The 19,648-nt window shown below is 60.5% G+C and carries 20 protein-coding genes; 15 read left to right on the top strand and 5 right to left on the bottom strand.

Going from position 1 to position 19,648, the window contains the following annotated elements:
* Positions 1-10: 10 nt before the first annotated feature.
* Complete coding sequence (locus ACX3P0_RS10560) at positions 11-1,510, bottom strand: aldehyde dehydrogenase (RefSeq protein ID WP_459088301.1); 1,500 nt, start codon at positions 1,508-1,510, stop codon at positions 11-13.
* A gap of 223 nt (positions 1,511-1,733) precedes the next feature.
* Between ACX3P0_RS10560 and ACX3P0_RS10565 the strand changes: the two genes are divergently transcribed.
* A complete protein-coding gene (locus ACX3P0_RS10565; protein WP_459088303.1) occupies positions 1,734-2,873 on the top strand; it encodes an alpha-hydroxy acid oxidase in 1,140 nt (379 codons plus the stop codon).
* Between the two features lie 7 nt (positions 2,874-2,880).
* Here ACX3P0_RS10565 and ACX3P0_RS10570 read toward each other — a convergent pair whose 3' ends face one another.
* Entirely contained in the window at positions 2,881-4,284 is a 1,404-nt protein-coding gene (locus tag ACX3P0_RS10570) for an amidase (RefSeq protein WP_459088305.1), read from the bottom strand.
* Positions 4,285-4,577: 293 nt separating this feature from the next.
* Here ACX3P0_RS10570 and ACX3P0_RS10575 point away from each other — a divergent pair, with 293 nt between their 5' ends.
* From ACX3P0_RS10575 to ACX3P0_RS10595, 5 genes are all read left to right on the top strand, one after another.
* A complete protein-coding gene (locus tag ACX3P0_RS10575) occupies positions 4,578-5,591 on the top strand; it encodes an ABC transporter substrate-binding protein (RefSeq protein WP_459088307.1) in 1,014 nt (337 codons plus the stop codon).
* 28 nt (positions 5,592-5,619) lie between these two features.
* The gene (locus ACX3P0_RS10580) at positions 5,620-6,465 is read left to right on the top strand and encodes an ABC transporter ATP-binding protein (protein ID WP_459088309.1); all 846 of its coding nucleotides are present in this window, start codon (positions 5,620-5,622) and stop codon (positions 6,463-6,465) included.
* On the top strand, positions 6,462-7,211 hold the full coding sequence (locus ACX3P0_RS10585; RefSeq protein WP_459088311.1) for an ABC transporter permease: 750 nt from the start codon (positions 6,462-6,464) through the stop codon (positions 7,209-7,211). Before ACX3P0_RS10580 ends, ACX3P0_RS10585 begins: the two co-directional genes overlap by 4 nt.
* Complete coding sequence (locus tag ACX3P0_RS10590) at positions 7,196-7,948, top strand: ABC transporter permease (RefSeq protein WP_459088313.1); 753 nt, start codon at positions 7,196-7,198, stop codon at positions 7,946-7,948. The genes ACX3P0_RS10585 and ACX3P0_RS10590 overlap by 16 nt, the downstream gene beginning before the upstream one ends.
* Before the next feature lie 70 nt (positions 7,949-8,018).
* Positions 8,019-8,741 carry a GntR family transcriptional regulator gene (locus ACX3P0_RS10595; protein WP_459088315.1) on the top strand — a complete coding sequence of 241 codons (723 nt, stop codon included), beginning with the start codon at positions 8,019-8,021 and terminating at the stop codon, positions 8,739-8,741.
* Between the two features lie 10 nt (positions 8,742-8,751).
* Here the strand turns inward: ACX3P0_RS10595 and ACX3P0_RS10600 are convergent, their stop codons facing one another.
* Entirely contained in the window at positions 8,752-9,564 is an 813-nt protein-coding gene (locus ACX3P0_RS10600; RefSeq protein WP_459088317.1) for an alpha/beta fold hydrolase, read from the bottom strand.
* 248 nt (positions 9,565-9,812) lie between these two features.
* Here ACX3P0_RS10600 and ACX3P0_RS10605 point away from each other — a divergent pair, with 248 nt between their 5' ends.
* From ACX3P0_RS10605 to ACX3P0_RS10625, 5 genes are all read left to right on the top strand, one after another.
* Positions 9,813-10,946, top strand: coding sequence for a pyridoxal phosphate-dependent aminotransferase (locus ACX3P0_RS10605; protein WP_459088319.1), 1,134 nt, complete (start codon positions 9,813-9,815; stop codon positions 10,944-10,946).
* A 52-nt stretch (positions 10,947-10,998) separates the two neighbouring features.
* Positions 10,999-11,781, top strand: a complete 783-nt coding sequence (locus ACX3P0_RS10610; protein ID WP_459088321.1) for an SDR family oxidoreductase — start codon at positions 10,999-11,001, stop codon at positions 11,779-11,781.
* A 10-nt stretch (positions 11,782-11,791) separates the two neighbouring features.
* Complete coding sequence (locus ACX3P0_RS10615) at positions 11,792-12,673, top strand: alpha/beta fold hydrolase (protein ID WP_459088323.1); 882 nt, start codon at positions 11,792-11,794, stop codon at positions 12,671-12,673.
* A 5-nt stretch (positions 12,674-12,678) separates the two neighbouring features.
* On the top strand, positions 12,679-13,923 hold the full coding sequence (locus ACX3P0_RS10620; RefSeq protein WP_459088325.1) for a M20 family metallo-hydrolase: 1,245 nt from the start codon (positions 12,679-12,681) through the stop codon (positions 13,921-13,923).
* 184 nt (positions 13,924-14,107) lie between these two features.
* Positions 14,108-14,725, top strand: a complete 618-nt coding sequence (locus ACX3P0_RS10625) for a hypothetical protein (RefSeq protein ID WP_459088327.1) — start codon at positions 14,108-14,110, stop codon at positions 14,723-14,725.
* A gap of 141 nt (positions 14,726-14,866) precedes the next feature.
* Here ACX3P0_RS10625 and ACX3P0_RS10630 read toward each other — a convergent pair whose 3' ends face one another.
* A complete protein-coding gene (locus ACX3P0_RS10630; protein ID WP_459088329.1) occupies positions 14,867-15,676 on the bottom strand; it encodes a hypothetical protein in 810 nt (269 codons plus the stop codon).
* A 743-nt stretch (positions 15,677-16,419) separates the two neighbouring features.
* Here ACX3P0_RS10630 and ACX3P0_RS10635 point away from each other — a divergent pair.
* The 4 genes from ACX3P0_RS10635 to ACX3P0_RS10650 all read left to right on the top strand — a co-directional run bounded on the left by ACX3P0_RS10635 (position 16,420) and on the right by ACX3P0_RS10650 (position 18,575).
* The gene (locus tag ACX3P0_RS10635; protein WP_459088331.1) at positions 16,420-16,659 is read left to right on the top strand and encodes a hypothetical protein; all 240 of its coding nucleotides are present in this window, start codon (positions 16,420-16,422) and stop codon (positions 16,657-16,659) included.
* A complete protein-coding gene (locus ACX3P0_RS10640) occupies positions 16,656-17,621 on the top strand; it encodes a hypothetical protein (RefSeq protein ID WP_459088333.1) in 966 nt (321 codons plus the stop codon). Before ACX3P0_RS10635 ends, ACX3P0_RS10640 begins: the two co-directional genes overlap by 4 nt.
* Positions 17,622-17,680: 59 nt before the next feature.
* Positions 17,681-17,920: a DUF6074 family protein gene (locus ACX3P0_RS10645; protein WP_459079039.1), complete on the top strand. Its 240-nt coding sequence runs from the start codon at positions 17,681-17,683 to the stop codon at positions 17,918-17,920.
* A 232-nt stretch (positions 17,921-18,152) separates the two neighbouring features.
* A complete protein-coding gene (locus ACX3P0_RS10650) occupies positions 18,153-18,575 on the top strand; it encodes a YidB family protein (RefSeq protein ID WP_459079040.1) in 423 nt (140 codons plus the stop codon).
* A gap of 18 nt (positions 18,576-18,593) precedes the next feature.
* Here ACX3P0_RS10650 and ACX3P0_RS10655 read toward each other — a convergent pair whose 3' ends face one another.
* Positions 18,594-19,646 carry a sensor histidine kinase gene (locus ACX3P0_RS10655; protein WP_459088335.1) on the bottom strand — a complete coding sequence of 351 codons (1,053 nt, stop codon included), beginning with the start codon at positions 19,644-19,646 and terminating at the stop codon, positions 18,594-18,596.
* Between the last annotated feature and the right edge of the window lie 2 nt (positions 19,647-19,648).

Raw genomic sequence — 19,648 nt, forward strand, 5'->3', positions numbered from 1 at the left:
AAAAAACAGTTCAGCCGTAGCGGTTTCCGCCGCCATACCAGTCTGGGAAATCGGCACCGAGCCGGACCACCACATTCTGTTCCTTGCAGTAGGACCGAAGGGCATGCCAGCCATTCTCTTTTCCATAGCCGCTGGAACCGAATCCGCCCCAGATCGAGGCCGGATCGTTCTTGTGATGATCGTTGATCCAGACGATGCCCGAGCGCAGCTTGCGCACGAAACGATGTGCCCGGCCGATGTCCCGCGTCCACACCGAAGCGCCAAGTCCAAACTCGCTGTCATTGGCAAGGGCAAGAGCATCCGCTTCGTCGTCGAAGGGAGCAACCGACAGAACCGGACCGAATATCTCCTCCCGCACGATGCGCATGTCGGCGCGCGTATCGGCAAAGACGGTCGGTTCGAGAAAGAACCCCTGATCGAAGGGCGCCGCAAGACGCGGTCGGCCGCCTCCGGCAATGAGCCGGGCGCCTTGCGACCGGGCGGATTCGACATATTCAAGTACCCGGTCGAGCTGCGACTGCGAAATCAGAGGCCCCATGTCGGTCGCCGTATCCATGGGATCGCCGACCCGCAAGCTGGCCGCCTTGGCCGCGAAGGCCTCGACGAAGCGGCCATACAGAGAGCGCTGGACCAGGAAGCGGGTGCCGGAGACGCAGGTCTGGCCAGACGCGATAAAACCTGCAAATGCAGCGGCCGACACCGCTTCTTCCAGCGGCGTATCCTCGAAGATCACGACAGGGGCTTTGCCGCCCAGTTCCATGACGGTCGGCACCAGCCGCGTTGCAGCGATCCCGGCAACGATGCGTCCCGTATCGGTTCCCCCGGTGAGATCGATCTTGGCAATGCGCGGCGCCTGGCACAGCGCCGTGCCGACAACGCTTCCCTTGCCCGACACGACATTGAGCACGCCGGCAGGCAGGCCGGCCTTGCTGGCAAGCTCGGCGAACAAAAGCGGCGTCAACGGCGCCAATTCGGCAGGCTTGGCAACGATCGTATTGCCCGCGGCAAGGGCCGGTGCGAGTTTCTTGAGGAAGATCAGCAGCGGGTGGTTCCAGGAGGTGATCATGGCGACAGCCCCGATCGGGCTCAGCTGCGTGTAATTGAGATACTCGCCGCGAAAGGGGGTCACGCTGCCTTCAAGGCCGCGCGCAATGCCGCCAAAATGGTAAAACCATTCCGGCAGGCGCGCCAGTTGCGCGCGCATCTCGCGGATGGGACGCCCGGTTACACGCGATTCAAGCTCGGCAAACTCGGGAATCCGCTTGGCCAGCGCGTCACCGATGGCGCGCAGCACGTGCCCCCTGTCCATGGGGTCCAACTCGGACCAGCGTCCGTCGTCAAAGGCACGCGCCGCCGAGGCGACGGCCGACTGCATGTCTTCGACGGATGCGCTGGCCGCGGTTCCGACCAGCTCGCGGCTGGCTGGGCTTCTAACCTCTATGCGATGGCCATCCTGGGCATTGCGAAACGCCCCGTCGATAAAAAGACCAAGCTCAAGCGGTGCCGACATCTCGTTTGCCTCCCTTATCGTGCTGTCATTCGTCCTGACGAACGAACCCATGGCATAAGGCATGGGGCCATTGCCCAACATCACACAGAAGTACGGTAATTGCGTTACGGTATGCAAGCAAGATATTTCTGTATAATAGGCATTGAATTATACAGCCGGTGCGGCCGATAATCTGCGCGCCTGGGTCGGCGAACCTGCCAGGTCATTTGGAGACGGGAACGGAATGAGGAAAGCAGTTTCAATCCAGGAACTTCGCGAGCAGGCCGCAAGACGCATCCCGCATGTCGTGTTCGATTTCCTCGATGGAGGTGCCGGCCACGAAACGGGGCTACGCCGCAACAAGGAAGCGCTGGACAGGCTTTCGCTGCTTCCTCGCGCGCTTGTCGATGTCGATACGATCGATCCGTCGCGCACGCTTTTTGGCCGCAAATGGTCGCTTCCCTTCGGTGTCGCGCCCATAGGCATGGCGGGTCTTGTGTGGCCCGGCGCGGAAGCCGCCCTGGCGCGGGCGGCGGGAGCGGCAAATATTCCCTACACGCTCTCGACCGCCGGCACGACGTCGATCGAGAAGATGGCGGAAATCTCCCCTGACAATATGTGGTTCCAGCTTTATGTGGCGCGTTCGCCGGAAGTCGCGGACGATCTTGTCGCCCGCGCCGATAGCGCGGGATACGACGTCATGATGGTGACCGTGGACGTGCCGGTTCCGGCCCGCCGGCTGCGCGACATGACGAACCGTTTCGGCCTTCCCATGCGGCCCTCCCTGGCGCTGGCGCTCGATGTAGCGTCACGGCCGCGCTGGGCCTTGGCCACTTTACGGAACGGCATGCCGCGGCTGGAGACGATAGCCCGCTACGCGCCGAAAGGAAGTGGCGCCCAATCCCTGGCTGCGCATATGTCGTCGCAATCGACCGGGCGGCTCAACTGGGAGTTGCTCAAGCGCATCCGCGATCGCTGGCCGCGAAATCTGGTAGCCAAGGGTATCCTGTCGCCGGAAGACGCTGTCATGGCCAAGAGCATAGGCCTCGACGCCGTTGGCATTTCCAATCACGGTGGGCGCCAGCTCGATGGAGCGATCTCGACGATCGAGGCGCTGCCGGCGATCCGCGCCGCCGTGGGACCGGACTTTCCGCTGATTTTCGATGGCGGCGTAAGGTCCGGCGAGCATGTCGCCAAGGCCCTTTGCGCCGGCGCCGATTTCGTCCTGGCAGGGCGGGCGTTCATGTATGCGGTTGCGGCTGGCGGTTTGGCTGATGGCGGCAAGGACGTGATCGACATCCTGCAGCATGAACTGACGGTGACTATGGCACAGCTTGGCGCACCCTCGATCAAGGACCTGAACCGGGACCATATTTTCCGCTAGGTTCCAATCACGCGGATCGGGATGGCGGCCTGTGGCGATGCCAATCCGTCGCCTTCTGATAGGCATGCCCTGCGGCGCAAAGCGTCGCCTCGGAGAAATGCGGGCCGACAAACTGGAAGCCCATGGGTACGCCCATGCTGCTGAAGCCGCACGGCACGGTGATGGTCGGATGACGCGACACATCGAACGGCGCGGTGAACGGACCGATCGCCAGGATGGCTGCGGGATCCTCGCCAAGGCCCGACATGTACTCAAGCGTCGGACCGGCCACCGGAAGCCCCGGGACGATGAGTACGTCAACGTCGGCGAAAATCCGGCTGACGTTTCCTTCGAATTCGCGCCGCGCTTTTTGAACCTGGGCCAGAGCGAGCCCGCTGTGGTTACGCCCCCGCTCGATCAGCGCGGAAAGTCTCGGGCCGTAGTCACCGGCCTTGCCGGGATAGGTATCCTGATGTGCCATCGCTGCCTCAACGGCGCATTCGACCGCCCATCCACGCAAGATCGTCTCCGTTTCCGGAAACGTGATGGCGACCAATTCCGCTCCGAGCTTTTCAAGAACGGCCACCACCGCTTCCATTCCGGCAACGACCTCATCGGTGCACTTTGAGCGGATAAAGCTCCAGTCGATACCGATCCGCATGCCGGCAACGCCGCGGTCGAGCACCGCCATATAGTCGGGAACCGCCACGAGGCTGGCCGTTGGATCGGCGCTGTCTGATCCGGCAATGACGCCAAGCATGGCAGCGCTATCGGCAACGGTACGGCACATCGGCCCTACATGATCCAGCGATTCGGCCAACGGGAAGACGCCATGGCGGCTTACGCGTCCCCATGTGGGCTTTATGCCGACGACGCCACAGCACGCCGATGGAAGCCGGATCGACCCGCCCGTATCCGTTCCGAGCGCCCCATAGCAAAGGCCGGATGCGACCGCGACGCCGGCGCCGCTTGACGATGTACCCGTCCAGTGAGCGCCGCCCCACGGATTGACGGGCGGCACGGTGGTCGGATGGTGATCGGCATAGACGCCCTCGGTCAGCGTCAATTTTCCAAGGATTATGCCGCCTGCCGCCTCGATGCGCGAGACGACGGTGGCATCATGAGGCGCCTGCCACGAAGCGAAGACCGGGCTGCCAAGCCCCGTCTTTATCCGGGTGGTGAAAATTGCGTCCTTTAGCCCGAGCGGGACACCATGCAGCACCCCCCGCCAATTCCCGGCCTTGATATCGGCTGTGGCTGCATGAGCCTGTGTGAGAGCCGGTTCGGCTGCCAATTCCACAAAACTATGAAGTTGATCATCGACGGCCTCGATCCGCTCCAGCAGGCTTTCCACGACCTTGACAGGCGTGACATCCCCAGACCGGATGGCATGGGATATCTCAACGAGGCTGAAGTCTGCCAGATCGGTCATGGGCGAAATCCTCGGTTTGACTACGAATTCCAGATCGGTTGGACGAGGCGTCGCGGCAGCGCGCCAAGGTCGACCGCGACATTATCATGCCAACTGAATATGAATATATACAAGATTCCAATTCTTGTATATATTCGCATCTGGATGCCAATTAAAAGCTTCCCACGGCGCTCCATACTGCGCATAGTCGATCGAGACGTGTCGCCGGAGGACGACATAGGAGGTAGTCCGCCTCGAAGAATACGAAAATCAAATAAACGGATACATTTCACACAAATAGGGGAGAAGTTTCTATGATCAGCAGAACAGGTGCCGCTCTTCTGGCGGGAATGACCATGGCTCTAGGCTTCAGCCTGCCGCAGGCAGCCGCGGCGAACGAGCCGGTTTCGGTTCGGCTCAAATGGACCGCGCAGGCGCAGTTCGCCGGTGTTTACGTCGCCCTGGACAAGGGCTTCTACAAGGAAGCCGGCCTCGACGTAACCATCAACCATGGCGGACCGAACATCAGCAGCGACACGCTTGTCGCCACGGGTTCGGACATGTTCGGCCTGGTTGGCGGGACGGAAGTCGTGTTGTTTGCCCGCGAAAAGGGCCTGCCGCTAGTCGCGATTTCGATGATGCACCAGACATCGCCGCATGCCTATGTCGCCTATGACGACAGCGGCATCAATTCGGTCAAGGACTTCAAGGGCAAAAAGGTAGCCACCTGGTTCTCCGGCCCGCAATATACGCTGTTCGCGGTCCTGGCCGCCGAAGGCATCGACAAGTCCGACGTGGACATCATCTCTCAGCCCTTTTCGATGCAGCCTTTCATCGACAAGCAGTATGACGTGACCACCGTTACCACCTTCAACGAACTCAACATCCTTCGTGCGCAGGGCGTCAATAACATCAAGCTGTTCTATCCGCTTGATTCAGGCGTCATCTCTCAGCAGGACGCGATTGCAACGTCCGAGAAGGTGATCAAGGAAAAGCCCGAAATCGTGCAGGCATTTCTCAACGCTACGCTCAAAGGCTGGAAATACGCGGTCGAAAACAAGCCTGAGACCATCGATATCGTCATGAAGAACGGCTCGGCGCTTGATCGTCATCATCAGGAACTCATGCTCGACGAGCTTGAAAAACTGATGGTCGCGCGCAAGGGCGGCGAGATCGGTATCGGCGCGATGGACATGGAAAACATCGCGACCGTGCAGGACAACCTTGTCAAATTCGGAGCCCTCAAGGGGCCCGTCGACCTCAAGGCTGCCTTCGATACAAGCTTCTGGGACAAGGTTCCGGCAGAAGACAAGCTCGTAAAGCAATAACAGGTTCTGACCAACATTGGAGGGGCGCATGGTCTCCGCGAACAAGCATGTCAATATGCCGACAACGGGTGCCGAGCACGGTTTGTTGCGCCTCTCCGATGTCAACAAACGCTTTCCGGGCAAGGGTGCCGGGACCATCGCGGTCCAGGACTTCAACCTGACGATCCAGAAGGGAGAGTTCGTTACCCTTATCGGGCCTTCGGGTTGCGGGAAATCGACACTCTTCAACATCATAGCCGGGCTGGTGGTGCCAGATGCCGGCAGTTCCATCGTTCTGAATGGAGAACAGCAGAAAGACGGAAATCTTCTCGGTAAGATTTCGTTCATGCCCCAGCGCGATCTGCTGTTTCCCTGGCGGACCGTGCTCGACAACGCGACACTCGCTCTCGAAATCGAAGGCATGTCGCGACGCGAGGCCCGCAAGCGCGCCGAGCCGATGTTCGCGGAATTCGGCCTGGAGGGTTTCCAGCAGAAATTCCCCCATGAATTGTCGGGCGGCATGCGTCAGCGCGTGGCGTTGATGCGGACATTCCTGTTCGAGCGCGACCTCATTCTCCTGGACGAGCCATTCGGTGCGCTCGATGCGCTTACCCGGATGATGATGCAGAAATGGCTTCTCGACATCTGGATGCGGCACAAGCGGACCGTGTTGTTCATCACGCACGATATCGATGAGGCCATCTTCCTTGGCGATCGCGTCATCGTCATGAGCACGCGTCCGGGAACGATCAAGTCGAACGAGGAGATCCCTCTTTCCCGGCCGCGTGACAGCAACATCGTCACGACGCCTGAATTCATGGCCATCAAGCGTCGGCTGCTCGCCAGCGTCGAGGAAGAGAGCATGAAGACCTTCGGTGCTGCGGGGTCAAAATGAACGGCGCACTGGGACGATACAATTTTCTGCTCGGCATCGTTGGGGCGGCCATCCTTTGGGAGGTCAGCGTACGACTGTTTCACATATCGCCACGATATCTGCCTTCACTGGCCGCAGTAGCCCAGGACGGCTGGTCGGTTTCCGGCGACCTGGGGGCGGGTGTATGGCGCACGTTCATTGAAACGATCGCCGGTTTCTCCTCCGGCGCGCTCGTGGGTATCCTGTGCGGCATAGCCTTCAATTACATCCGCGTGATCGAACGTATCGTGCTGCCGATCTTTGTCGTTTCGCAGACGATCCCCGTCATCGCTTTTGGCGCGATCGTGGTCATGTGGTTTGGCAACTCGATCATGGCCAAGGTCGTCATCTCCTTCTATCTGACCTTCTTTCCGGTAACCCTCAGCACGTTGCGCGGGCTTCAAGCCTGCGACGTGGCCAAGGTCGATCTCTTGCGCAGCTTCGGCGCATCGAAATTCGAGATGTTCCTGAAGTTGGCCCTGCCGACGGCATTGCCGAGCATTATGGTCGGGTTGCGGGTCGGTGTATCGCTAAGCCTGGCTGGAGCCATCGTCGGCGAGTGGTTCGGCGACACCGTCGGCCTTGGGGTCATGTTGCTGCAAGCTTTGTTTTTCGAGCAGGTGGTGCGGATATGGATGCTCATCCTGGTTTCGGGTTTCCTCGGCGCATCTCTCTATGGGGCCATCTATTACATTGAACAGAGGGTGGTGTGGTGGCGTACAAACTGATCCTCGAGCGGCTTTTGATGCCGCTGGTCTCATTCCTGGTAGTTGCCGGAGTTTGGGAAGCGCTGATCGCGATTTTCGAACTTCCCGCCTATATTCTCCCAAGGCCCTTCGACATCGTCGTCAACGCGGTGACCCGTTTCGACATGTTCTATCAGTCGTCGCTGCTCACCTTTTCGGAGGTCGGCATCGGCTTCCTGCTCGGTTCGGCGATCGGTATCCTGATTGCACTGGCGATGGCGCTTGCCCCCAGGATAGAGCGCCTGTCGATGCCTGTGATCGTGCTCATCAATTGCGTGCCTCCGGTTGCCTTCATACCGCTCGCCCTTATCTGGTTCGGGTTGGGACCCAACTCGAAGATTGCCATGGCGGCCCTGTCGGTGAGCTTTCCGGTTATCTATAATTGCCTGTCTGGCCTCAAACGCGGCGACCAGGAAGCGGTTAACCTGATGCGTAGTTTCGGCGCCGGTCCGATAAGCATTTTGTGGAAGCTTCGCCTGCCTTCGGCCCTTCCCTCCCTGGTGACGGGTTTGCGTATCGGCATGACAAGGAGCACAATCGCCGTCATCGTGACGGAAATGGTCGGCGCTTATTCGGGGCTTGGACAAATCATCTATCGATCTACGGCTTTGATGGAGTATGTGGATGTTTGGTCCGCAGTCTTTGTCGCCGCCATTGGAAGCATGATCCTTTATTCTGTGTTGGTTGCCGTCGACGGTAAACTGGTCTGGTGGCGGTAATGTCTGAAGCGGCGGACATTCCTTTCGATATCCTTGTGCCGTTAAGACCGAAGGCGGATCTATGAACCAGATGAAAGCTCAAAGAAGCGTCAGATATGCTGCCGGTTCGGATGAGAACGACAACAAGGGGCATTCGCGTACGCTTGCCGAGGAACTTCGCGCCACGCTCGAAGGCATGATCGTCGATGGAACGCTCGCTCCCGGCGACCGGCTGGACGAAGTGGAACTCGGCGCCAAGTTCGGCATGTCGCGTACGCCTGTGCGGGAAGCCCTGAAGTCGCTCAGCGCAACCGGCCTGGTCGAGGTGCGGGGACGGCAAGGCGTAACGGTAGCGATCCTTTCCATTTCGACGCTTATAGAAATGTTCGAGATCATGTCGGCGCTTGAAGGCCTTTGTGCAAAACACGCGGCGCGCCGGGCGACCCTTGCGCAGAAAAGCCAATTGCGCGCTATCCATAATCAATTGATCGAGTCGCTCCAACAGCAGGACCCGGCGATCTTCTACGACATAAACAGTGCCTTCCACGACCTTCTCTACGAGGCTTCGCAGACCAATTTCCTTGCGTCGCAAACGCAGGCGCTTCGTCGGCGAGTGGCCCCCTATCGCAGGCATGTGACGTCGCAGCCGGGCCGCATGCATGCGACGATCAGTGAACACGAGGCCATTCTATGCGCGATCGAGGCCGCTGATTCCGACGGCGCGCAGATCGCGGCAAGCAAACATGTCCTTCTGCTTGGCGACGATATGACGGATTTCATCGCTTCCTTGCCGCAAGTCGCCACACGGAACTGACGGCACGTTTTTAGTCCGTCTCGCGGTTTTCGACCTGACCCGGCCTCAACCCGTGTCGGGTCAGGATATCGAGCAGGCAGCGGTTGAACTCTGCAGGGCGCTCGATCATGGGAAAATGGCCGCAATTTTCGATAAGCGCGATCCGTAGCCCGGTGAGACCGCGAACAGTCGCGCCGCCAGCCAGCGAGCCGGAGTTGATCGCCTCGCATGGACATTCCACCATCGGCCAGCATCGTTCGATATCCCACTCAAGCAGCGCCCGCAGGGAGACGAGCGCCGGCCGGAGGCCGCCCCTGGTCATTTCGCGGAAAATCCACAGCCGTGTTTCCGGGGATAGATCGGCGTCCGTGATCCGGTCGATCATCGAGCCTATGAAAGCCTCGTAATTCATGGCGATTTCTGCGCACCGGCGATCAACCTCGTCGGCAGGTCGCCTTGCATAGAAATAGGGATCCGTGAACGTCTCCACACCGACAACCAGGCGGCAACGCGGACCAAGTATCCGGGCGGCCTCCAGCGCGACAGGCCCGCCCATGGAGTGGCCGACGAGGACGATGTCCTCGAGCCCGAGATGATCCGCCACCTTGACCACGTCCGAGCCCAGCCCGTCTATCGAGGTCGACTCACGGGTCGGCCCAGACGATGCCGACGACATTCCCGATCCTGCGAGGTCGATCGTCACAAGCATCCTGCCTGCTTCAAGCGCCTCGGTCTGATAGCGCCAGAACGACTGGTTCCCGCACCATCCATGGATAAACACAAGCGCCGCCGAACGCCTGCCGTGAACGGTGTATGCAATCTGTCGTCCGTCAATGGAAAGCACGGCTTCCTCATGCCCCGCAGGGCGAGACCTATCCACCATCTTTACCCACACCTCCAAACCGCGCGACGCGGCTGTTCCGGCCAGTTTTTCATTCTTTGCGCCTTCGCTGGGGCATGCAAGGGGTTGCGGAACTTACGTTATGCAGTAAAGTCATTATTGTATTTTTTATAACACAAGTCGTATAATCGAAAGCGTCATCAAGGTCGATGGCTTGGGGGCTGCCAGAATGGCGGTCAGGAGGTTCACGAATGAAGCGATTTGAGATCCGCAACCGTCATTTCGACAAGTTGGTGAATACGCCGGGCCTGAAATGGCTTGGTCAGAACACCAACCACGCGTCGCCGCATCCATCGGTTCTGGAAGCGATGCACAAATCGATTCGGGATGAAGAATTTCACATCTATGCGCCACCCGCCGGCTTCGAGGAACTGCGGGCCGGTATCGTCGACGATCTTGGTCTCACGGGGCAATCGGCGCTGGTTTCGGATGGGGCCGTGGCGTCGCTTTACCACATCTGCCACACCTTCCTCGAAGAGGGCGACGAGTTCATCACCACCGATCCCACCTGGAACTGGCCGATGGCATTCGCACGCTCAAAGGGTGCGACCGTCAAGCAGATACCTGTCTACGGCGAGGAGTACGGCTACCGGTTAGCGCCCCAAAGGCTGGCGGAAGCGATCACGCCCAAGACCAAGATGATCTATCTGGTCGATCCCAACAATCCGCTGGGCACGGTCGCAACCCGGCAGGAAATCGAGCAGATCGCGGCAATCGCGAAAGCCGCCGGCGCCTATCTCGTGCACGATTCAACCTATCGCCACTTTGCCTATGAGCATCATCTGGCTGCCCAGTTCTATCCGGAAAAGACCCTTACGATCTACAGCTTCTCCAAATGGCTGGGCATGGCCGGCATGCGCATCGGCGCTGCCGTATCGACCGCGGACGTCATCGAAAGCCTTGCCAGCGCACCGCCGAACAATCTGGGTTCCAGCATTCTCGCCCAGCGCGCCGCGATGGCCGGCCTTGCCTCGCGCGCGGAATGGTTTCCTGCCGTCTTGCAGGCGCAACGCGACAACCAGGCTCGGGTCAAGGCGGCGGTCGACCTTGTACCCGGCCTCAGCATGCCGGTTTACCCGTCAAATGGAAATTTCGTCATCATCGAATGCCAGGCGGCCGGCGTCAGGCCCGAAGCCCTTGTCGCTGCCTACCAGGCACAGGACATCATGATCCGGCAAGGCGCCTACCACACACCAACCTTTGGCGACCGTTTCATCAAGGTGAGCGTCAGCGTTCCTGCCGAATGGGTGGAATCATTTGCGCAGCTTTTGCCGGAAATGGTCGAGAAGGCTCGCGGGCTGAACGACCAGACCGCTTTGTTCTAGCCGCCCTGCACTATCGGGCCGGGAATCACGCTGCAAGCAATAGGAAACAACGATGGATTTGAACTTACAAGGCAAGCATGTGCTGATAACCGGCGCATCCCAGGGCATCGGCGAGGAACTGGCGCGCGGCTTTGCCGAAGAGGGATGCTCCCTGCATCTGGTCGCCCGTTCGCTGGATCGTCTTGAAGCGTTGAAGGCGGAAATCCAGTCGACGTCGGATGCCCCAGTGACGATCACGGCGATCGATCTCTCGGCACCTTCTTCCATCGAGCAAGTGGCCGATGAAGCCGGCGATGTCGACATATTGGTGAACAATGCCGGGACCATTCCCAGCGGCAACCTCTGGCAGGTGGATGCAAAGGCGTGGCGCGAAGGCTGGGGCCTCAAAGGTTTTGGGTATGTCGACCTGACCCGGATCATCTATCCCAAGATGAAGGCTCGCAGCGGCGGCGTCATTCTCAACAATATCGGCAATGGCGGTGAAATCTGCGATCCGGACTATATTGCCGGCGCAACCGGCAACGCCAGCCTGATGGCCTTCACCCGTGCGCTTGGCGGCAGCAGCCTGGACGACAACATTCGGGTGGTGGGCATCAATCCGGGACCGGTCGACACCAGCCGTATCTACAAGATGCTCAAACTGCGTGCCAAGACGCTGTACAACGACGAAACGCGTTATACCGAACTGCTGGAGCGTTATCCGCTCAAGCGTCCGGCCCATCTTCGCGAAATCGTCGACATGTTCCTGTTCCTGGCATCGGAACGGTCAGCCTACACGTCGGGGACGATCATCACGATCGATGGCGGCATTGCGTCCCGCCGCTCGGTCATCTGACGGTAGCGCCATGACCCATATCCGAACAACCGACGGTATCAATCTTTATTGCGAGGCGGCAGGCAAGGGCGAGGCGATCGTCTTCGTCCATGAGTTCGGAGGCAGCCACTGGAGTTGGGAGCCGCAACTGAACCATTTCGCGCGCCGCTTCACCTGCGTCACGTTTGCGGCAAGAGGCTATCCACCCTCGGAAATCCCGTCGGACGTCGAGAAGTATTCGCAGGTCCGGGCTGCCGACGACATTATCGATGTCATGGACGGCTTGGGAATTGACAAGGCGCATATCGTCGGCTTGTCGATGGGAGGGTTCGCCTGCCTCCATGCCGCGCTTCGGCATCCTGATCGGCTCCTCTCCGTTACCGCCGCCGGCGCAGGCTACGGCGCCGAAAAGGCGCATGAAGATTATTTCCGCAACGTGTCCAGCGAAGTTGCCCGCAATTTCGAAAAGCGGGGCGCCGCCGACTTTGCGCCGGTCTATGCCGAGGGTGCATCGCGGGTACAGTTTCAGGCCAAGGATCCGCGCGGCTGGCAGTTGTTTGCAGAAAGGCTCGGCAAGCACGCCTCGGTCGGCGCAGCCAACACGATGCGCGGTGTACAGATGAACAGGCCGTCGCTTTACGATCTCGAAGATGGCCTGCGCCGTCTCGACACGCCCGTGCTGGTAATGGCGGGAGATGAGGACGACCATTGCCTGCAGCCGGGCATTTTCCTGAAAAGGGTCATTCCCCGTTGTGGCCTTGCCGTGTTGCCCAAGGCCGGCCACACCCTCAATCTCGAGGAGCCGGCGCTGTTCAACCGTATCCTGGAGGATTTTCTCCATGACGTGCAGTCGAACCGCTGGGAGGCGCGCGATCCACGCGCAAACCCCTCCCAGATCATGCGTACGGACTGAAAGTCATGAGCCAAAGGCCGATCTTCGAGCATGTATCGGGCAAGCGCCTGTGGCAGCGCATTGAAGCGTTGGCGGCTTTCGGTGCACGCGAGGACGGCGGCGTCGACCGCCAGGCGCTATCCGAGCAGGAAGTCGGAGCCCGGGCGCAGCTTGTAGCCTGGGGACGCCAGATCGGCCTGCGGCCCTTCACCGACGATATCGGCAATCTGTTTCTGAGGCTGGAAGGGGTGAATCCGGATCTTGATCCGGTGATGTCGGGTTCGCACATCGATTCCCAGCCGACGGGCGGAAAATTCGACGGTGCTTTTGGGGTATTGGCGGCGCTGGAAGCGCTGGAGACGATGGTCGAGGCCGGGCATAAACCGCTGCGCTCGATCGAGGTGGTTGCCTGGACAAATGAAGAAGGATCCCGCTTCGCCCCCGGCATGAACGGTTCGACCGCCTTTTGCTTCCCCTCCGAATTGCCGACGATCCTTGATCTTCGCGACGCGGGCGGAACAAGTGTGTCCCAGGCTGTCGCAGCAATTCTGAAGCAGGACGTCAACGTCCCGCTCAGGCCGCTGGGGCGTAGGCCCGCCTGTTTCATTGAAGCGCATATCGAGCAGGGGCCTGTGCTTGAGAAAGCGGAAATGCCGCTCGGCGTCGTGTCCGGAATCCAGGGCACGAGACGCTACCGCGTCAGGGTAACCGGAAAAGCGGCACATGCCGGCACCGAACCGATGGAAGAGCGGCAGGATGCGTTGCTGGGCGCAGTCGACCTGATCGCGCGCATGCATCAAGCTGCTTCGGCCATCGACAATTTCAAATTCACCGTCGGGCATATGAAGGTGGAACCGAATGCGCCTTCGGTGGTGCCGAGCGAGGCTTATTTTTCCATCGACATCAGGCACCCGGACAACGAAGTTGTCGAAACGATGGATCGGTCGATCCGCAAACTGGTCGCGGAAAGCGGTTCACCGTGCACGATCGACTTGCAACAGATTGCCCAGGCCGATTCCATCACCTTCGCCGGCTCCATCCGTGCAAGGATTGAAGCCGCGGCTACCGCAGCCAATGTGCCGCATATGACAATCTATTCCGCAGCCGGACATGATGCGAGGCAGTTGCACGCTGTCTGCCCGACAGGCATGATCTTCATTCCCTGCCGCGGAGGCATCAGCCATAATCCGGCCGAATGGAGCGAGCCGGAACACGTCGAACAGGGCGCCAAGGTGCTGACAGAAGTCCTCGTTGCCCTGTCCAGCGAGTGATCTCCATGATGGCCTCCAGGGGAAAAGCCGATTGGGGCCGGCAATGAAGCAATTGGCGAATGGCACCCCATTCCTCGCAATCGCCTGGAGAAGGCCCATTCGCATCAAAATCGGCTTGCTCCGCCGCAACTAAGCGAGCAACTTTCTCCCGGGATTCCGATTTTATGCATGGGAGGCTATCGGCATGCGTGCAAAGACCGTCTTCTCGGCGCTTCTGATGGGCGCGGCGCTTTCCTTTTCCGCAGCCGCGCAGACATTGACCCCGGCGGAGATCATGGCGAAGGTCAACGAAAAGACCGCAAGCGCCAACGAATACCAGGCGCTTCTCAATGATCCGGATCCGAGCCGCTCCATGGCGGCAATGGAAGTCATGCTGGAATCGGGCGATCCGAAGCTGCAGCGCATGGCGCTCGACTACGGCCTCTTCAGTCCCAACAAGCTGGTGCAGTATGCAGCCTTGAAGGCCTTCTTCCAGAGCCGTCCGGTCCTGCGCCTTTATATCGACGGCGCCGGCGTCAAGGATCAGGATTATTTCACCCGCAGCATCGGGGAACTTTCGGGGACGGTCGACCAGAACAAGCGCGGCTTCATCACCCTGAAAGTCGGTGAATTCGACCCCAAGGAATCCTGCTACAGGCATACCAACTACAACAGCTGCTTCGTCCGGATTTCCGAAACCGAGGTCGCGATCAATCCGTGGCGCAACAATTGGGTGCAGCTGACCTTGAACGACCAGGGCGAGTTGACCGGCGTCGTCGGCTTCGTTCCCCCGGCGCCGATCACGGTTCCCGTGACGAATTAGAGCATGTCTCCCGAAAGTGGGAACCGGTTTCGGGGTAAAGACATGCGAGAAAACAAAGACCAGAAGCTCGGCAAGCGAATCTGAAAGATCGCGACGTGCTTTAGGGTATTTCGCAGCCGGCGGAACAGTTTGGCGTCTGCCTCAGTGGAAGCTGATGGCGTCGAGCCCGATGCGGCCGCTGTCCCAGCCTGATGCGACGGTGACGAAGACCCAGCGTGCCCGGGTGGGTTGGGCCTTGGCAACGAGGACACCATCGGAAGGCATCTCGCCGCTGTAGAAGGGGCGCGTCCGTTGGCCGTCCGGGGAGGACGAGACGTCGATGCGGATGTCGCGCGGAACGGCATAGCCGCTTGCCGTGTCCGCGCGCAACCTCACCTGCGAGAGCGAGACCGTCTTGTCCCCCGCCACCTGGAAGGCCATTCGGTTGGGGCGGGTCAACTGAAAGACGTAGCTGCCTAGCCCGTCCAGGTTGCTCTCCGAGAGATCGGGGGTGGTCGGTGGGAGGGTCGCGCTGACGAACTGAAAGGCAAGGCCGGCATCGTCGTCGCCCGGCGTCGCAGCCGGCATGTCGGCATCGGCAATGGAGAAACCGGCACGGCGGCTGACGCGGCGCGCAACGTTCTGGTATATCTCCTCGATCCGGATGAACCGCCCCTTCGTCGGCGACAGAGCCTCGATCACCATGCCCAGCGGCTTGTTGTCCGCAAACAGGAACGCGCCGCTGGTGCCCTTGAACAATTCGCTTTTGCCGTCAGCAATCTCGGCCTCGAGCGTGAGATACTGGCTGTCGGTCACCAGCATCTCGATACGTTCCGGCTCGCCGGACTGGCGCAGGCGCAGCAATTGCGTTCGTGCGCCAGTCTCCGGTTGCACCGAAATGTCGAGGCTGGACAGTTCGACGGTGCAGCGCTTCTCGATCGGGCCGCGCACCACGCCGATCGCAAGGTCCATTCCGTCCCAGAAAGGCGTCTCGACCAGCGCGCCGGAGTGGACGACGGGGCCGCCGAAAAGACGGTAACGCGCCTTTGCCCCGCCGCCACGTGTTTGGGCAGCAGGACGTAGCAGGTGCCGCCCTGCCGCACCATGAAGCCGTGGCCGAATTCATCCCCGCTCTGAACGGTCACCGCCTGTGCCGAAGCAGGGGTGAAACCAGCCAGAATGTAGGCTAGTATGGCGAAGAACAATGTCTTGGGCTGTATCATCTTGGGCGCATCACATGTCTCGCAAACTCATGGCTCTTGCCCTTTTCGTACCGAGTATCGCCCTAGCCGACCCGACGAGTAAAGTCGCGCTCGTTTCGAACCCTTTCTACGAGGTTGTCCGCGATGCGGCGGAGATTTCCGGCGCAAGGCTCGTCGGCCTGACCGCCTATGGCACCAAGGCCCCGAAGAGCGGCGAAATCGACGTCGCCGCCCGGATTCCATCCGGGTGGAGAGGCAGTCCGGTCTGCCTGAAGGTGGTCTCGGCGGACGGTCTCTATGAATCGCTCAACACCTATCGTGTCGCGGATGACTGGTCCGGCGGCAGCAGCCCCCTGCAGTATCCCAGCAAGAACGTCGAAAAGGTGGGCGCGATACCGGGAGAGCTGGTTTCGGCCGTTCTCCTGCGCGGAGATTGCGCCAAAACGACGGACGAGGCCGCCCCCGTTTTTCTGGGGCGACGCGAAGTATGCCCCGCTGCGCCTGCTGTTGAACATGTCGCGGGCCGAAGAGACCTTCCTGAGCTTTCCCGCCCACGCCGAATTTGCCGAAATCGCCTGCAGCCCGGTTTCCTCGGCGGCGAGAAACGCGTTTGATACCGCCTGCGAGCTGCCGGATGAGATCGGCGGCCTGGAGCGGGTGGAAGCCGTAGCCCTGTCGTTCAAGAACGGCGAAATGGGACGCGAGGAGCGTATGGTCCTCTTTCCCGGTGGCAAGCCCGGGGGCGACAATTGAACCCTGTCGGGCGCTGGCGGATTTCACGCAAAGGCGTCGCCGCCATCAGCGCCGCGACAGGCGCGCTGGCCGTCATCGCCATCGTGGCGATGATCGTGATCTTGACCGGCGTCGGCGCCGATCGCACCTTCATCGTGGAGACGACGGCCACCGGCATCGACATCCAATTTGCCGGACAGACCAATGACTGGCCTCTCGGCCAGGCAACGATATGCAAGCCGCTCAAGCGCATCGAGCGCACCCTGCCCCGCGGGACCGGTGCTTGCGACGAAAGACGCTATGAGAAGGGCAGCGGCGACGCGCAGCGCATCAACTGGAGCCCCGGCGCGCAGGTAAAGTTATCCGCTCCGCAGCCGCAGGTCCTGGTGCTCGAGCTTTTCGGCCAGGCAGGATGGGACGACCGGACGCGAATCGTCATCGGCAAGGATGAATGGGCAGCACTCGGCGTGCTTTCCTTCAACGGCACCGCCCGGGTTGGCAACCAGGTTTCTTCCGGCGAGACGCGGACGCTCCTTTCGGGAACCTACGAGGTGCGTGAAAAGCCCCTCTGGTCGGAAGATACCGAGGTGCTGAAGGCCGGCAAGATCAGGAGCGGTGAGAGCGCCGAGATCATGACCGCAGGCAAGGAAGGAAGGCAGCCGGCCGAGGTCTTCGGCCATATCGCCAAGGTCGAACCGGGCAAGCCGGGATTCAATGTCGGCCTGGTTTCGGCTCCCGGTCCGGTGTCGCTGGAGATCGGCTATTTCGGCGGCGCCAAACCGGCGAACATCGCGCCGACCTGGATGGATCGCGCGCTGACGAGCCCTCTGGTCCTGGCCCTTGCTTTCCTGCTGTCCGTCATCCTCAGCGCCGTGCAGTTCATCGGCGGTATTATTCCAGCTATCCTCAGGCTGGCACCCGGAGCCGAAGCAGCGGCCGTCCCGGAAAAGACGGTCGTGCAAGACCCGGTGGCCGATCACTGAACTGCCGGAATTTTTCCGTGTTCACCCTCTGTAAACCATGATTGGCCAACTGTGCCGGCATGGCTGACCTGATTCCTTTTCCGCTGAGTTCCCGCACACATCTCGTCAAGACGATGGTCGACGATCTGGAGGTGGTGCACGGCCCTGCCGCCAGCGAGTTCTGGCGGACAAGGGTCGCCGAGATCGTCACTGGCATGCGTGCTTCGGGCCTGTCCGACGCGGTGATCCGCTCCGAAATCCTCGATCTTCAGGACGCCGTGCAGACCGAGATGCAGTTCCGGAGCCGGCGCGAAGCCTGATCCCCGCCGCCTTCGCCACCGCCAGGGAAAGCCCGCTGGCCATCTGCCATTTCGGCAGAAGGCCCGCACATCCATGGACATGCGGGCCCGTTGCCTGAGACGCCCCCGAGAATGGGTGCGAGAGAGAATGGACGGAAGCGAAACCGGTTCCACGGCTTTCTGAAAAAAAGTGGAATTGCGGAACTTTTCCGCCGGCTGCGGCTTTTCGTTGCGCAACAAGGGGAAACGCATCATGAGCCTCAATCTGAAAAATGTCGCGGTCGCGCTGATCGGGCTACTGGCCTACAAGAACCGCGACAAACTTGGCGAACTCATCAGCGGCGCGTCTTCGACCGACCCGAACGGCGGCGGTCTGGCTGGCGGCCTGAACGACATGCTCGACCGGCTGCGCAATGCGGGCGCCGGCGATCCCGTCGATAGCTGGGTTGGCACCGGGCCGAACAAGTCGGTTCAGCGCGACCAGATCGAAAAGGCGATCGATCCCGATACGCTGAAAGAACTTTCCGCGCAGACAGGATTGTCGATCGATGAGCTTGTCGAGCGGCTGACCAAGGATCTGCCGGACGCGGTGGACGGCCTGACGCCCGAGGGCCGGATGCCTTCCGGCGACCTGAATACGCTGCTGGACAATTTTCCGGGCGGCCGCCCGGCGTGACTGATCGGGTGTGGAAATCTAAAGCGGGAGCGGGAGATCGCCCTCGCTTTCCGGCTCTACGCCGGGCTGAACAAGCGCTGACGCGACGGGTGCTTTCAGGACCCAGCGCAAATTACCTTCTCTCTTTTCCAGGGTGGCGGTTCCATTGACCGCCGCCGGCGCGACTCGCTGGAGGACGATGCTGCCAAAGCCGTGCCGACCGGTGTCCGTCGTTGCAGAAGGCGTCGTTTCTTCCCAGATGATCGACAATTCGCGTTGCCCTGCTTCGTCTGACGTCACCTGCCAACTTACCGCGATCCGCCCGGCACCCCGCGAAAGAGCGCCATGCTTGGCCGAGTTGGTTCCCAGTTCATGGAACGCCATGCCGATATACTGGACGGCGTTCGGCAACAGGGTGAGAAGCGGGCCGGAAAGCGTGATCTGCTCTTCATAGCCGAACGGTTTCAAATGCTCTTCGACAAGGTCGAACAGGCTGGCGCCCTGCCAGTCGGAGGTGACCAGAAGGTCGTGGGATCGCGACAGCGCGATGATGCGGTCGCGTATCTGCCTTTCGAAATCCTGCGGGTTGACCGCCCGCTTCGCCGTTTCCCTGACCATGGAGATAATGACCGAAAACTGGTTTTTTACGCGATGATTGACCTCACGCAGCAGCAGCTTAATACGCCGCTCGCTTTCCTTGGCCTGCGAAATATCCCTGGCGATCTTGGACGCGCCGACGATCTCGCCATCGCTGTTCCTGATCGGTGAGATGGTCAGCGAAACGGGAATAAGCGTTCCGTCCCTGCGCAACCGCAGCGTCTCGAAGGTTTCGACCCGCTCGCCACGGCTGATGCGGTCAATGATGTCGGTTTCTTCCATGTGCCGGTTTTCGGGGATGAGCATGAGAACGGATTTGCCCACCGCTTCCTGCGCGGTGTAGCCGAACAGCCTTTCGGCGGCGCGGTTCCAGTCCGTTATGACGCTGTTCAGATCCTTCCCCACGATGGCGTCGAAGGACGAATCGAAAATCGCGGCAAGGCGGGCGGCGGCGTCCACCGCCTGGCTGCTGCGGGCGTTTTCTGAAATTACCATGA

This window comes from Mesorhizobium sp. A556 (assembly GCF_054489545.1).

What these genes read in the sequence shown, in the direction of transcription:
- ACX3P0_RS10560 (WP_459088301.1), bottom strand. Translation starts at nt 1,510, where the DNA reads ATGTCGGCACCGCTTGAGCTTGGTCTTTTTATCGACGGGGCGTTTCGC.
- ACX3P0_RS10565 (WP_459088303.1), top strand. Translation starts at nt 1,734, where the DNA reads ATGAGGAAAGCAGTTTCAATCCAGGAACTTCGCGAGCAGGCCGCAAGA.
- ACX3P0_RS10570 (WP_459088305.1), bottom strand. Translation starts at nt 4,284, where the DNA reads ATGACCGATCTGGCAGACTTCAGCCTCGTTGAGATATCCCATGCCATC.
- ACX3P0_RS10575 (WP_459088307.1), top strand. Translation starts at nt 4,578, where the DNA reads ATGATCAGCAGAACAGGTGCCGCTCTTCTGGCGGGAATGACCATGGCT.
- ACX3P0_RS10580 (WP_459088309.1), top strand. Translation starts at nt 5,620, where the DNA reads ATGGTCTCCGCGAACAAGCATGTCAATATGCCGACAACGGGTGCCGAG.
- ACX3P0_RS10585 (WP_459088311.1), top strand. Translation starts at nt 6,462, where the DNA reads ATGAACGGCGCACTGGGACGATACAATTTTCTGCTCGGCATCGTTGGG.
- ACX3P0_RS10595 (WP_459088315.1), top strand. Translation starts at nt 8,019, where the DNA reads ATGAAAGCTCAAAGAAGCGTCAGATATGCTGCCGGTTCGGATGAGAAC.
- ACX3P0_RS10605 (WP_459088319.1), top strand. Translation starts at nt 9,813, where the DNA reads ATGAAGCGATTTGAGATCCGCAACCGTCATTTCGACAAGTTGGTGAAT.
- ACX3P0_RS10610 (WP_459088321.1), top strand. Translation starts at nt 10,999, where the DNA reads ATGGATTTGAACTTACAAGGCAAGCATGTGCTGATAACCGGCGCATCC.
- ACX3P0_RS10615 (WP_459088323.1), top strand. Translation starts at nt 11,792, where the DNA reads ATGACCCATATCCGAACAACCGACGGTATCAATCTTTATTGCGAGGCG.
- ACX3P0_RS10620 (WP_459088325.1), top strand. Translation starts at nt 12,679, where the DNA reads ATGAGCCAAAGGCCGATCTTCGAGCATGTATCGGGCAAGCGCCTGTGG.
- ACX3P0_RS10625 (WP_459088327.1), top strand. Translation starts at nt 14,108, where the DNA reads ATGCGTGCAAAGACCGTCTTCTCGGCGCTTCTGATGGGCGCGGCGCTT.
- ACX3P0_RS10630 (WP_459088329.1), bottom strand. Translation starts at nt 15,676, where the DNA reads ATGGACCTTGCGATCGGCGTGGTGCGCGGCCCGATCGAGAAGCGCTGC.
- ACX3P0_RS10635 (WP_459088331.1), top strand. Translation starts at nt 16,420, where the DNA reads ATGTCGCGGGCCGAAGAGACCTTCCTGAGCTTTCCCGCCCACGCCGAA.
- ACX3P0_RS10645 (WP_459079039.1), top strand. Translation starts at nt 17,681, where the DNA reads ATGGCTGACCTGATTCCTTTTCCGCTGAGTTCCCGCACACATCTCGTC.
- ACX3P0_RS10650 (WP_459079040.1), top strand. Translation starts at nt 18,153, where the DNA reads ATGAGCCTCAATCTGAAAAATGTCGCGGTCGCGCTGATCGGGCTACTG.
- ACX3P0_RS10655 (WP_459088335.1), bottom strand. Translation starts at nt 19,646, where the DNA reads ATGGTAATTTCAGAAAACGCCCGCAGCAGCCAGGCGGTGGACGCCGCC.